The organism is Thiomicrorhabdus aquaedulcis, from assembly GCF_004001325.1.
Taxonomy (GTDB): Bacteria; Pseudomonadota; Gammaproteobacteria; order Thiomicrospirales; family Thiomicrospiraceae; genus Thiomicrorhabdus; species Thiomicrorhabdus aquaedulcis.
Window position 1 is genome coordinate 2,323,414 of the sequence record NZ_AP018722.1, and the last position, 13,412, is coordinate 2,336,825.

The 13,412-nt window shown below is 45.2% G+C and carries 17 protein-coding genes and 1 pseudogene; all 18 read left to right on the top strand.

Annotated features, from left to right (window positions below):
* The first annotated feature begins 73 nt into the window (after positions 1-73).
* The 18 genes and pseudogenes from EP181_RS10680 (at position 74) to EP181_RS10755 (ending at position 13,404) form a co-directional block, all read left to right on the top strand.
* On the top strand, positions 74-751 hold the full coding sequence (locus EP181_RS10680; protein WP_232023436.1) for an alpha/beta fold hydrolase: 678 nt from the start codon (positions 74-76) through the stop codon (positions 749-751).
* A gap of 11 nt (positions 752-762) precedes the next feature.
* Positions 763-894 (top strand): alpha/beta fold hydrolase, encoded by a 132-nt coding sequence (locus EP181_RS12535; RefSeq protein ID WP_232023589.1) that lies wholly within the window; start codon positions 763-765, stop codon positions 892-894.
* The gene (locus tag EP181_RS10685) at positions 895-1,803 is read left to right on the top strand and encodes a sensor domain-containing diguanylate cyclase (protein ID WP_127471619.1); all 909 of its coding nucleotides are present in this window, start codon (positions 895-897) and stop codon (positions 1,801-1,803) included. It abuts the gene before it with no gap.
* A 198-nt stretch (positions 1,804-2,001) separates the two neighbouring features.
* Entirely contained in the window at positions 2,002-2,520 is a 519-nt protein-coding gene (locus tag EP181_RS10690; protein ID WP_127471620.1) for an ATP-dependent zinc protease family protein, read from the top strand.
* The gene (gene earP / locus EP181_RS10695) at positions 2,520-3,692 is read left to right on the top strand and encodes an elongation factor P maturation arginine rhamnosyltransferase EarP (protein ID WP_127471621.1); all 1,173 of its coding nucleotides are present in this window, start codon (positions 2,520-2,522) and stop codon (positions 3,690-3,692) included. The genes EP181_RS10690 and earP overlap by 1 nt, the downstream gene beginning before the upstream one ends.
* Positions 3,693-3,749: 57 nt before the next feature.
* Positions 3,750-4,313 carry an elongation factor P gene (gene efp / locus EP181_RS10700; RefSeq protein ID WP_476718456.1) on the top strand — a complete coding sequence of 188 codons (564 nt, stop codon included), beginning with the start codon at positions 3,750-3,752 and terminating at the stop codon, positions 4,311-4,313.
* Between the two features lie 172 nt (positions 4,314-4,485).
* On the top strand, positions 4,486-4,839 hold the full coding sequence (locus EP181_RS10705; protein ID WP_127471622.1) for a hypothetical protein: 354 nt from the start codon (positions 4,486-4,488) through the stop codon (positions 4,837-4,839).
* A gap of 30 nt (positions 4,840-4,869) precedes the next feature.
* Entirely contained in the window at positions 4,870-5,385 is a 516-nt protein-coding gene (locus EP181_RS10710) for a M48 metallopeptidase family protein (protein WP_127471623.1), read from the top strand.
* Positions 5,386-5,425: 40 nt separating this feature from the next.
* A complete protein-coding gene (locus tag EP181_RS10715) occupies positions 5,426-5,791 on the top strand; it encodes a DUF6172 family protein (RefSeq protein WP_197723377.1) in 366 nt (121 codons plus the stop codon).
* 111 nt (positions 5,792-5,902) lie between these two features.
* Positions 5,903-6,202: a helix-turn-helix domain-containing protein gene (locus EP181_RS10720; RefSeq protein ID WP_127471624.1), complete on the top strand. Its 300-nt coding sequence runs from the start codon at positions 5,903-5,905 to the stop codon at positions 6,200-6,202.
* Between the two features lie 243 nt (positions 6,203-6,445).
* Positions 6,446-7,570: a hypothetical protein gene (locus tag EP181_RS10725; RefSeq protein ID WP_127471625.1), complete on the top strand. Its 1,125-nt coding sequence runs from the start codon at positions 6,446-6,448 to the stop codon at positions 7,568-7,570.
* 210 nt (positions 7,571-7,780) lie between these two features.
* The gene (locus EP181_RS10730) at positions 7,781-8,881 is read left to right on the top strand and encodes an alkene reductase (RefSeq protein ID WP_172959747.1); all 1,101 of its coding nucleotides are present in this window, start codon (positions 7,781-7,783) and stop codon (positions 8,879-8,881) included.
* Positions 8,882-8,914: 33 nt separating this feature from the next.
* A complete protein-coding gene (locus EP181_RS10735) occupies positions 8,915-10,168 on the top strand; it encodes a PatB family C-S lyase (RefSeq protein ID WP_232023437.1) in 1,254 nt (417 codons plus the stop codon).
* A 161-nt stretch (positions 10,169-10,329) separates the two neighbouring features.
* A pseudogene (locus EP181_RS12925) lies at positions 10,330-10,542 on the top strand (type II toxin-antitoxin system RelE/ParE family toxin); the annotation flags it as partial.
* Positions 10,523-10,645: a helix-turn-helix domain-containing transcriptional regulator gene (locus EP181_RS12745; protein ID WP_269471139.1), complete on the top strand. Its 123-nt coding sequence runs from the start codon at positions 10,523-10,525 to the stop codon at positions 10,643-10,645. The pseudogene EP181_RS12925 and the gene EP181_RS12745, both read left to right, overlap by 20 nt.
* A gap of 23 nt (positions 10,646-10,668) precedes the next feature.
* On the top strand, positions 10,669-10,806 hold the full coding sequence (locus tag EP181_RS12545) for a helix-turn-helix domain-containing protein (RefSeq protein WP_232023438.1): 138 nt from the start codon (positions 10,669-10,671) through the stop codon (positions 10,804-10,806).
* Between the two features lie 199 nt (positions 10,807-11,005).
* Positions 11,006-12,109, top strand: coding sequence for a polyamine ABC transporter substrate-binding protein (locus EP181_RS10750; RefSeq protein WP_127471626.1), 1,104 nt, complete (start codon positions 11,006-11,008; stop codon positions 12,107-12,109).
* Positions 12,110-12,273: 164 nt separating this feature from the next.
* Positions 12,274-13,404 (top strand): ABC transporter ATP-binding protein, encoded by a 1,131-nt coding sequence (locus tag EP181_RS10755; RefSeq protein ID WP_127471627.1) that lies wholly within the window; start codon positions 12,274-12,276, stop codon positions 13,402-13,404.
* Positions 13,405-13,412: the final 8 nt, after the last annotated feature.

Consider the following 13,412-nt stretch of genomic DNA (forward strand, 5'->3'; position numbering starts at 1 on the left):
TACCCTTGATTGTTTAAGAACAAGCTTAACTCGTCAATTAAAAACGCCTGTTTAACATGAGGGAAACATCACAATGTCAGTTTATTTTGATCAAAAAACGATACAACACAGAAATAATGTAAATTTCATTGGAAAAGGCTCGCAAATACTTATGCTGGCTCATGGTTTTGGATGTGACCAACAAATGTGGCGATACTTAAGCCCTTTACTTGCAAACGAGTACCAATTGGTACTTTTTGATTATGTTGGCTGTGGCAAATCAGATTACACAGCATTCGACCAAACCCGCTACAACGCACTGGCGGGTTACGCACAAGATGTCCTAGATATTTGCCAAGCCTTTGAATTAAAAGATATTATTTTTGTGGGCCACTCAGTTAGCGGTACAATAGGCATGCTAGCCGCTATACAAAATCCTGAATTTTTTTCAAAAATGGTGATGGTCTGCCCTTCGCCGTGTTTTTTAAATTTTCCACCCGAATACATGGGCGGGTTTGAGCAACAAGACTTAGAAGAGTTAATTAACTTAATGGATAAAAACTATATTGGCTGGGCCAATTTTTTAGCTCCGTTAGTTATGGGGCAAAAAAACGACTCTCGTTTGATTAAGGAACTTGAAAACAGTTTTTGCTCAACTGACCCCAATTTTGCCAAATTCTTTGCTAAAGCAACTTTTTTTCTGATTTTCGAAAAAAACTGCCCGAAGTCAATCACCCTAGTCTTATTCTGCAAAGCACAGACGATACTTTAGCCGCCGTAGAAATTGGAAAATACATGCAAAAGTCTTTACCAAACGCTACTTTAAAACTGATTGAAGCCCATGGCCACTGCTTGCATATGACCAAACCTGAGGCAGTATCATCTGCTTTAAAAACATTTATGGGCCCCCCTTAAATGTCTATAAATACGCCTAGCACAACATTGTACAACCGATTTCCGACTTTACTCATCATTTCGGATCAGATGAATCGCAACCTGAGTTTTAGCAACGAATTTTCTAATACGCTTTTAGGCTACACGCCTGCCGAGGTCATTACCAAGAGTATTACTGACATCTTATCGAATGGCAGCATCATTTTTTTAGAAACTTATATAGAACCTCTTTTAAAAGAACATGGGGAATGTCTTGAAGTTCAGCTAACATTCAAGCATAAACAAGGCTTACGCGTGCCATGTGTTGCTAATATCTCTCTATTGGAAAACCATCTTTTCTGGGCGATACAGGCCACTCAAAAAAGGGACAAGCTTTACCAAGAGCTCATCAATACGCGTGACACACTCGAATTACTCACTGAAAAACTCCGACTTGCAGCCAGAACAGACCCCCTGACTCAGCTTTTAAATCGCCGAGCTGCAATTTACGATTTAAATAAATTAATGGAACAAAATAAAAGGCGATTTGTACCGCTTACTTTTTTATTAATTGATGTAGATTTTTTCAAAAAAATCAACGATGAACTTGGCCATACCGGCGGAGATGAGATTTTAAAGAAACTCTCAACCATTCTGCAGAAAGTATGTCGATCAATTGATATTGTGGCTAGATGGGGAGGTGAAGAGTTTTTAATTGTCCTTTACAACTCTGAACGCTCACAAACTGCAATTTTCTGCGAAAGATTACACGAGCAAGTACAACAAATTCATATACAAAACCAAAGCGTTACTATCAGCATAGGAATTGCGCAAACAAACAGTTCAGAAAATCTTATAGACGAAATGATTAGACTAGCAGACATCGCGCTCTATCTGGCTAAAAATAACGGCCGTAACCGTAGCGAGTTTTTTTCGCCAAAACCGACTTAACATTTACCTGATCTGGCTGTTTTAAAGGCTCAAAACCACTTAATTAAAAGTGGCCTACCTTTTTCGATTGGCCGCATGATACACAGCAATAATAATTGGGGTAATAATTGGGGTCAGAGTCAATGCCGTTAAGAAAATTAAAAATTAGAAAACCCCATTTGAACGTAACCAGATTAACCTTTCCATGAGATATCAATAATGCTTTCCCGATGTTTTTCCGCTGGTTTTAAAACAATTATTTTGCTGCTGTTGGCCGCAAATGCTTGGGCGAGTTCGGTGGATAACACCGTGCAAAAACCGGTGATTGGCTGGATAGAAACGGTGGATTTGCCGCACCTTACCCTGCGTCTTAGCGCCAAAATTGACAGCGGCGCCGATCATTCGTCTTTGCACGCCACCGACATTACTTTGTTTACACAAAATGACCAGGCCTGGGTGCGCTTTACCACACTAAACAACACCGTGCACCAACAGCCGCTGTTGCGTATGACGCACATTAAAGCTAAACCAAATATTGCAGCCCAACCCGACACCGAACGCCCTGTGATTGCGCTCAGCGTCTGCCTAGGCTCGCAGTTGCAAACCGTGCCGGTTAATTTGGTGAATCGTCAGGCGTTTAGCACGCCGATGTTATTGGGTCGGTCGGCGTTGCAAGCGGTGCTGATTGATTCGGCGCGGCAACACTTAGCCCCGGCACACTGCCCAGGAGCGCGGTAATGAACCCTAATACACCGCCCTTGCAATGGGATATTTTTTGTCGGGTTATTGATAACTTTGGCGACATTGGCGTGTGCTGGCGTTTGGCGCACATTTTGCAAAACCATTATGGACAAACCGTGCGGTTGTGGGTGGATCAACCCGCTGCGCTGACGGCGTTGCACCCCAGTGTTAATGCCGCTTTAAACCAGCAATGGGTGCAAAACATTCAAGTCTGCATTTGGTCTGACCAGCCGCACTCGTTTTCGCAACAGCATTTTGCCCAACCGCAACTGCCCCATGTGGTGATTGAGGCGTTTGGCTGTGATTTGCCCGCACCCTACGTGCTGGCCATGCAACACACTCAACCCCAACCCATTTGGATTAACCTAGAATACTTTAGCGCCGAACCCTGGGTGGCGGGCGTGCACGGTTTGCCATCCAAACAAGCCAATGGAATGGATAAATATTTCTTTTTTCCCAGCGTTTTGCCCCACGCCGGCGGCTTAATGCGCGAAACCAATCTGCTGAGCCTGCGCGATGCGTTTATAAATCAACAAGACACTTACCAGGCCTGGTGTAAGGCTTTTAACGTGCCTTTACCGTTAAAAAACCACTTTAAAATATCGCTGTTTGCCTACCAAAACAGTGCGTTAACCGCGCTGTTTACCTTATGGGCAACCGGCTCAGAACCGGTGCAAGTCTATTTGCCGCAAGGCCAGTTCCTGCCGCTGGCGCAGGCGTATTTTGATCAACCATTGCACGCCGGGCAAACCGTGGTAACAGGCCAACTTACCCTGCATGTTTTGGCGTTTTTACCGCAAAGCGAATACGACAAACTGTTGTGGTTGTGCGACCTTAATTTTGTGCGCGGCGAAGAGTCGATGGTGCGCGCGCAATGGGCGGCCAAACCGTTTATTTGGCATATTTACCCCACCGACGACTTGGCGCATTTTGACAAATTAGCCGCCTTTTTAGAGCTCTACACCCAAACGCTTAACCCAACGGCACGCACGGCGTTAGTCGAGTTTATGCAGCAGTGGAATCACCAAACGATTGAATCGGCTTCGTGGTCTGCCTTTAGGCAGGCCTGGCCAACGCTTACGCAACATTCGGCGGCCTGGGTGAGTTATTTAGACAATTTGGGCGAACTCACGGCAAATCTTGTCAAAATGGTGCAAAGCAAGCGCTAAAGCAATGTATAATCAGCAAAATTTTTTTAGCAACTCAAGAAATAGGATATTCTCGCTATGATGAAGACAGCACAAGAGTTTCGCGTTGGTAACGTGATTATGATTGGCAATGACCCAATGGTTATTTTAAAAGCCGAATTTAACAAATCAGGCCGTAACTCTGCCGTGGTTAAAATGAAAATGAAAAACTTGTTAAACGACAGCGCCAGCGAGCAAGTTTACAAAGCCGATGACAAGTTTGAACAAATTGTATTAGACAAAAAATCGTGTACCTACAGCTATTTTGCCGATCCATTGTTTGTGTTTATGGACGAAGAATACAACCAATACGAAATTGAAAAAGACAACCTAGGCGATGCGGTTAACTATCTAGAAGACGGTATGAGCGACGTGTGCGAAGTAACTTTTTACGAAGGCAAGCCTATTTCTATTGAAATGCCCAGCATCATCGTTCGTGAAGTAACTTACACCGAACCTGCCGCGCGTGGCGACACGTCAGGCAAAGTGATGAAAAACGCCACCTTAAGCAGTGGGTTTGAACTGCAAGTGGCTGCGTTTATCGAAATCGGCGAAAAAATCGAAATCGACACGCGTACTGGCGAGTTCCGTAAGCGCGCATAAGGCTAAACACACGTTTATATTTAGTGCATCTCTAAGTGCTTAACGCTGTAAAACAACAAAACCCCAGTTTTAAACTGGGGTTTTGTGTTTTTAAGCCTTAACGAGACTTTGATTCATCACTTTGTCTCACTCACACCCCATACACCTCATACAACACCATAGGAAAAGCATCATGCGTTTATTCACCTCACTGTTACTCACCAGCGCCTTAACCGCTGGCGCCGTGTTAAGCGGTTGCTCTAACAACACTCCCACCGCCACAGACATTGAAAACGCCATTAAAAACGGCATGACACAAGCCATGGAGCAAGCCAAAAGCATGCCCGGCGGTGAAGCCATGAGCCAAGCGATGGCCAAGGTAGAAATTAAATCGGTCAAAATTTTAGCCTGCCAGCCCGACGACGCTAAGCTGGGCGTAAACTGCAATATCGAAACCGAAGTCAATACGCCGTTTGCTGGCCTAAAAACCACCGCCCGCACTGTGCATATGATTAAAGGTTCGGACGGCTGGGTGATTGCTGAATAAGACGTTTACACCAAAAAGCGTCGACACGCCATGAAACCCAAAGCCGCGCCCAACTATTTAGCCGGTTATGCGCCCGCACTTAGCCTGCAAATTGCCGAGCTTATCGCCGAGCAAAAACTGGCCAAAGTGCTGTTAACAAAATACCCCAAAGCGCACGCCGTGCGCACCGATCGCGCGCTGTACGATTACGTTATGGACATTAAAAACCAATTTTTACGTAAGGTAGGCACGCTTAATAAGGTGGCGTTTGACAGCAAGCTGCACATTACCCACAGCGCATTGGGCACGCACACCAGCGTATCGCGCGCCCACGGCCACACGCTGTTGGCCAAACGCGAAATTAGAGTGGCGACCGTGTTTAAAGACATGCCCGATGAATTTCTGCGCATGATTGTGGTGCACGAACTGGCTCACTCTAAAGAACACGACCACAACAAAGCGTTTTACCAACTGTGCCAACACATGCAACCCAACTACCACCAAATGGAATTTGAAGTGCGTGCGTACTTAACCTATTTGGATGCCAACGGTGCGCCGCTGTGGTGAGTAATCAACAGACCCTAATTAAACTTTTATCGAGAATCCCATGAAAAAAACCTTTACCCTAACATCTGAAAAAGTTCCCACTGCCCGTTTGGTCGAAGCCATTAAGCATGATGTGCGCAAATACTTAAAACGCGAACGCGCTAAAGCCCTACCCAAAACCTTTAACTATTGGGACTTTGACTGCCGCTTTGGTGCCGATCAAGCCAGCAGCGAAGTGATTGCCGTGTCGGACATTGACCAGCACATCAACCAAGCCGAACAAACCCAAATGGCGGCGTTTTATTTAGAAATCTTAGCCAAGCCCGCCTTTAAAGAAAAAAGCGTGCCCCCTAAAAAAGCCGCCTCCCAGCAAAATGACGACGAAGACGACTACCTTGACGAAGACTATTTTGACGACGAAAACTAAACTTTTTTGACCAGGCCTGGTGATGAATAATTGGATACAGTAATGTCTAAATCTGGGGATTTTTGGATATAATAGACACCGCTGTAGCCAAAAATATTAAAAAGGTGATGTATGGTGCGCTTTCTTTTACTGGATGATACCGATGTTATGCAGTCGTTTGCAGCGCATTTACGCCGCTTGCGCGAAGCCGCCAAATTATCGCGCGACGCACTGGCTAAACAAAGCACGGTTCCGGCCTCGACCATTAAAAAATTTGAGCTCACTGGCCAAATTTCATTGCGTCAATTACTGCTACTTTGGCAATCGCTTGACGATTTAAAGCGGCTCTACGAGCTTACCCAAAATCCAAGCTCCGCCACGCACGCCCCCCTACCCAAAACCATTGACGAGGTTTTAAAAGATGCGTTTTAAGCCTGTTCATCCAGCAAAGACAGACTCACAAACTACCAAAAATAAGTGAAAATTCGCAGATCCATCGCGCTTTTTGTGTTATTTTGCTTAAACAATTTTATTGCCACAGTAAACTGCGAACATAAACCATTCTGGGCAATAAAATCAAACAACTTCTGAAGAATTGGTTTCAAAACTAATCTTAATTTTTCATGGGTAAGGGTTGCAAGTCTCTTTTCTTCGCTTTTCAAGGATCACGTTTAAATGAAACACAACATACTTTACATCTTTTTATTATCGTTTTTTCTATCAGGTTGTTTTAGCTCCTACCCAACACATATAGAGTTTGCAGAGGCGCAAACCAACGAAGGAAAATGTGCAAGCGCAGGTAGCGAGATAAATCAGGCTTTACAAGACCCACTTGGTAAAGAGAGCGTATCAAACCTGTTTGAAAGAATCCCGGAAGCACAGAAATGTTATGAATTTTATTTAAACAATCTCATATCGGACATTACTGGCATATACACCGCTGATGCCGCTAAAACACCAATAGAACGTGCAAGAAAAAACAACCTTATTAGTGATTTTTTTTATAACAACCTATTATCTAAAATGCAAATAACTATTATTGAGCGATTAAAGGATGGAAGAATAAAATTTACACTTAATGACAATCCATTTGAGCCTTTTCCTTATTTACTTGACCCTAAATACAGAACGATCATTGTAAATAACACGATCAAAGCTATCCAAGAGAATAACTCGGCTAATCTTAGACCCGTAAAAGCTTTAATGGAATATGCAAAAGGACTTGAAAATCAATCTGATGAAAAAATCAAGATTCAAAATAGCATTCCATCTTTAAATCTTAATGCTTTAGAAACCAAGCTTGTTACTTTAGTATTCCCAGAATATAAACCAAATAAAGAAGCTATTGAAATCATTAACAATACACTGATTGATACCACTGATAAATTTGGTCAGTGGACTGTGCAATATAAAGCAGATTTTTTGGATGGTGAAAAACGATCTCATGCATCCGTTAGAAATGACGTCGCAATTTTTGGCCTGATGTGTACAAAAGAAAAAATTAGTGCCTCTTTAGCTGTAAGGGGTAAACCTTTTACAGCGCCAGGTTCAAAATCTGTGGTCAACATTAAAATTGATGATGGAAACTTAATAACAGTTGATGCAGAAGCCTCTTCTTACAATATTGTTCAATTTGACCTTAAAGATGAACAATTTCAGCAAGTAAAAATAGGTAAGGAATTAAAATTCAGGATACTACCACTTATACCTGGTCATAATATGAAAGAAGGACTTTTTCAATTAACTGGCTCTGAAGATGCCATTGAGGCCGCTGTAAACTTCTGTGATTATAAATTTTGAATAGATTCATACACTTAAAGGTGTTGCTGGCCTTCCACTTGGGGAGCCCGCAACAGAAAATCCCAATGTTTAAATAACATGGAAATAACACGTAAAAACCCTTTAAAAACCCTTTAAATGCCCAAAGAATTTGATAAAACCTCCCTTGGTGTATAATCTGTGTACAATTATTTATCTATCCCACCGTTCACAAACCCTAAGGAATTCATTATGAGTGCTCTGTTTACTTCGCTGGTTATTGGTCAACAAACCCTAAGCAATCGCGTTATTATGGCGCCGCTAACTCGGTCACGCGCCGCGCAACCTGGTGATGTACCGCATGATTTAAATGTTACTTATTACACGCAGCGTGCTTCAGCTGGGTTGATTGTGACCGAGGCGACTCATGTATCCCAGCAAGGCAAGGGGTATGCGTTAACCCCTGGCATGTACACCGACGCGCAAGAAGCTGGCTGGAAAAACATTGTGCAAGCCGTGCACGCGCATGGCGGCAAATTGTCGTTGCAGTTGTGGCATGTGGGACGTATTTCGCATACTCTATTGCAAGAAAACGGCCAAGCGCCCGTGGCACCGTCGGCCATTCAGGCGGTTAATTCTACCTGCTTTGTGATTCACCCCGATGGCACGCCCGAAAGCGCTCCGTGTTCTATGCCGCGCGCACTGGCCGTGGATGAAATACCGGGTATTGTTGAACAATTTCGTCAAGCGGCACAACGTGGCTTACGCGCTGGGTTTGACTTTTTTGAAGTGCATGCGGCCAATGGTTATTTATTGCATCAATTTTTGGCCACGCACACCAATCAACGCACCGATGCGTATGGCGGGAGCTTAGAAAATCGCGCTCGCTTAACCTTAGAGATTTTAGAGGCGGTGATTGACGTAGTAGGTGCCGATAAAGTGGGAATGCGTCTGTCACCCAACTTTGTGGCGCACGATATGGCCGACACCGAATCAGAAGCCTGCACGCTATATTTAGCCCAGGCTTTGCAAGCGCGCGGCGTGGCCTATTTGCACATTGCCGAACCCGATTGGGCCGGCGGTGCTGAGCTAACCGATGCGTTTAGAATGCAAATTCGTCAAGCCTTTAAAGGTGGGCTTATTTTTTGCGGCAACTACAGCGCCCAAGACGCTCAACAAGCCATTACCGCTGGTGTGGCCGATGCCATTGGCTTTGGTCGGTTGTACATCGCCAACCCTGATTTGGTAGAACGCTTTAAGGTTCACGCGCCATTAAACACTCCCAATCCGGCTACGTTTTATGGCGGCGGCGCTGAGGGTTACACCGACTATCCAACCTTAAACCAAGCTTGAGCCAACTTTGAACCAAGGTGCGTAAACCCCAATATGACAGACATTGACTCATCCAACCACATGGTAAAGCCGGCTTTAAGCAAGTCGGCTGACGTGATTAATCGCCACGGCACAGACGCTGAAAAATACACCTTAGCGCACAGCCTATTTGGTACAGAAGATGTATTGCCCATGTGGGTGGCCGATCAAGATTTGTGCACCCCGGCGTTTGTCATCGACGCGCTTAAAAGCCGTTTAGAGCACCCCATTTTAGGCTACACCTCCGCGTCAGCACAGGTTTACCAAGCCATTATTGATTGGCAAGCGCGTCACCATTACCACATCACCCAAGCGCACATTGTGTTTACCCATAATGTCGCCAATGGGTTTTACATGGCGGTGCAAGCCTTTACCAGGCCTGGTGATGCGGTGTTGGTGCAAACACCGGTTTATCCGCCTTTTTTACAAGCACCCATTGTGCATCAACGCCGCTTGGTCAGCGTGCCACTGGTGTTAAGCCATTCGCCACAACCACGCTATCACATTGATTTTGAAGAGTTTGAACAAACCATTGTTCAACAAAACGTCAAATTATTTTTATTTTGCCATCCGCAAAATCCATCGGGGCGAGTGTGGCTTAAAGACGAGCTTGAACGCATTGCCGCCATCTGCTTACGTCACAAAGTGTTAGTGGTGTCAGACGAAATTCATTCCGACCTGCTCTACCCTGGCCACACCCACATTCCCATGGCCAGCTTGTCACCCGCCATAGCCGCCAATACCGTCACCCTAAACTCGCCGGGCAAAACCTTTAACCTGGGCGGTTTGCACATAGGTTATGCGCTATTAGCTAACCCGCAACACAAAGCCGCTTACAGCCAAGTGACGCAAGGCAATGCCATTAACAATTTAAATGTCTTTGCGTACGTGGCGCTGCAAGCGGCCTACAGCGCGCAAGGTTTCACGTGGAAACAACAACGACTGAGCGAGTTTGCCAACAACATTAACCAAGTCATCGCGTTTTTTGCCGAACATTTTCCCACTGTTAACGTCATGCGTCCCGAAGCGTCTTTTTTAATTTGGCTGGATTTTAGCGCGCTGTTTAACGAGCAAAGCGCCTTAAAAAATTGGCTGGTACAACACGCCAAACTAGGCTTAAACGACGGCCAAACCTTTGGGCACGAATCGGGCCAAGGCTTTATGCGCTTAAACATCGCCGTACCCACCGCCACCTTAAACGAGGCACTGCAACGCTTACAAAAGGCCAAGCTGGGGCTTACTCTTAGATTTACCGCATCAGAAAATTAACACTCAAACCAAGCTTGCATTCTGCATACTTAACGCCTATATTATCCAGATGGATAAATAATGATTATTAAAAATTTTAAACTTAACGACCATTATCCTTTTGATGAAAGCCTAACGGCTATTAAAGACCCTATTGCCAAGGCCAGAACTTAACCCGGCTAAGACGATTAGAACAAGGCAATCGTGGGGGTTTTAAACACATTGAAGGCCAACTATATGAACTGCGAATTGACGTGGGAAAAGGTTGGCGCGTTTACTATAAACAAGCAAATAATGAGTGGATATTATTGATGATTGCTGGCTCAAAGCCTAATCAATCAAGCGATATTGATAAAATAAAAGGATGGTTAAAACATGACACAATTAACCCATGATACGTTTACTGTAAGTGATTACCTTAATACTCCTGAAGACATAAAGGCGTATTTGCAAGCCGCCCTGGATGAAAATGATCCAGCTTTTTTATTGACGCCCTAGCGGTTGTGACACGTTCAAGTGGCATGAAAGCTTTATCAGAAAAAACTGGCTTAGGGTATCAAAGCTTGTATAAATCATTTGGCACAGGCAAACATCCTAGATTTGAAACGGTGTTTAAGGTAGTTGAGGCGATGGGATTACACTTTAAACTCGCCTCTTAAGGCGCTTAAAATCTTTTGTTAAAAGTAGTTTAAAACTTCACACTTAAACCATTTTTAAGCGTTTTTTTAACATTCTAGGCATTAAGGCTTTTGTTTTTTTAGGATTTTGTATAAAGTTCGCATTCAACAAAAAGTTTACGCAAACGGACGGCAACGTGGCCTGCCCATCAACTATTTTTTCTTTTGGAGTGAACATCCCATGAAAACCTGGCTATCCCCTTTAAAAACCATTGTGGCCGTTTTAGGCTTAAGCGTTACATTAAGCGCGCACGCGCAAGAAACTTTGCATGTGTATAACTGGTCAGACTACATTGCCGAAGACACCTTGGCAAAATTTGAAGCGCAAACCGGCATTAAAGTGGTCTACGATGTATACGACTCAAACGAAGTGTTAGAGGCCAAACTGTTGGCGGGTAAAAGCGGTTACGACTTGGTGTTTCCTACCGCGCGTCCGTTTGTTGAACGTCATTTAAAAGCCGGTATTTATCAAAAAATTGACAAAAGCCTTTTGCCAAACCTAGGCAATCTTGACCCAGTCATTATGCAATCGTTAAGCGACATTGACCCCAACAACGCCTACGCCGTACCGTACATGTGGGGCACCACGGGTGTGGGCGTTAACGTTGCCAAAGTCAAAGCTATTTTGGGCAATGACGCACCGTTAGACACCTGGAAACTGTTTTTTGATCCAGAAACTTCGGCCAAATTAGCCAGTTGTGGCGTGTCATTAATGGACGATGCCACCGAAGTATTGGCCGCCGCGCACGCTTACAAAGGCGAGGCCACCGACGACTTTAGCAAAAAATCGGTCGAAAGCGCCGCCAACACCATTAACGCTGTACGTAAAAACATTCGTTATTTTCACTCATCGCAATACATTAACGACCTAGCCAACGGTGATTTGTGTGTGGCACACGGTTATTCGGGCGACATTTTGCAAGCCCGTGACCGCGCGGCCGAAGCCAAAAATGGCGTCGAAGTCGCCTATTTTGTGCCGTCTGAAGGCGCCGTGGTGTGGACCGACGTTATGGTGATTCCGGCTGATGCGCCCAACCCAAAAGCCGCGCATCAGTTTATTAACTTTTTACTGCAGCCTGAAGTGATTGCCAACATTTCAAACTACGTGGCCTACGCCAACGCCAACGCTAAAGCGACGCCCTTGGTGGACGAAGCCGTGCGCAATGACCCAGGTATTTACCCACCTGAAGCGACGCGTAAACATTTTATGGTGTTAAAAAATCCGTCTGAAAAACAAGCCCGCGACATGAACCGCGCTTGGACTCGCGTTAAAACCGGTCAGTAATTTCAACATAACGCCTGTTACAACGCATCAAAAACACACCAGGCCTGGTCAGTTTAAAATTTAAATTGACCAGGCCAGGTGATCTTGTTTTAGCGTTGCTTGTTTTAGCGCTGCTTTTTTAAACTCTGCGATTTTTATTTAAGACCCCACATCAAGGTTTTGCCATGCACGATTCTCAACAACCCTTTGCCAACATCAACACACTCGAAAGTGAACCGATTGTGCACATTGACAAGGTCACCAAAACCTTTGGCGACGTGTACGCGGTGGACGACGTGAGTTTAAAAATTTACCAAGGGGAGTTTTTTTCACTGCTGGGCGCATCGGGTTGCGGTAAAACCACTTTATTGCGTATGTTGGCGGGGTTTGACTTACCTACTTCTGGGCGAATCTATTTAGACGGTCAAGACGTAACCGACTTGCCGCCGTATCAACGGCCGTTAAACATTATGTTGCAATCCTACGCGCTGTTTCCGCACATGAGCGTGGCCGACAACATTGCGTTTGGCTTAAAACAAGAGCACATGCCCAAAGCCGAGCGCACCGAGCGAGTGGCCGAAATGATGCATTTAGTGCAAATTGAAAAACTCGCCAATCGCAAACCCCATCAACTGTCGGGTGGGCAAAAGCAACGCGTTGCCTTAGCGCGCTCGCTGGCCAAACACCCAAAAATTTTATTGCTAGACGAACCCCTTGGCGCACTGGACAAAAAACTGCGCGAACAGACGCAGTTTGAACTGGTCAACATTCAAGAACGTCTGGGCATTACCTTTATTGTGGTCACCCACGACCAAGAAGAAGCCATGACCATGTCGTCGCGCATTGCCCTAATGCGCGACGGCCGGGTGGCGCAAGTCGATACACCACGGCGCATGTACGAATACCCGTCCAATCGCTATTCGGCCAGTTTTATTGGCTCGATTAACCTGTTTGAAGGCACGGTCATTTCACAACTCGGCGACCAGGTGTTAATCGAATCGGACGACATTGGCGGCCAATTATTGGTACGCCATTCGCAGCCTTTGGTGGCTGGCATGGACGTGACGGTGGCGGTTCGCCCCGAAAAAATTCGGGTCATTGCGCACACCAGTCAACAACCCAATCAACTGGCGGGCGTAATTAAAGAGATTGCCTATTTGGGCGATGTGTCTATTTACCACGTCGATTTGCCCACCGGCAAGCGGGTGCAGTTTACCCAATCCAACGTGCAAGCCCTGGCCGAACTGCCGCTAAACTGGGAAGAGCACGTTTGCCTAACCTGGCAAGCCGATTCGTGCGGTTTATTAATTGAATAATGGGGTAA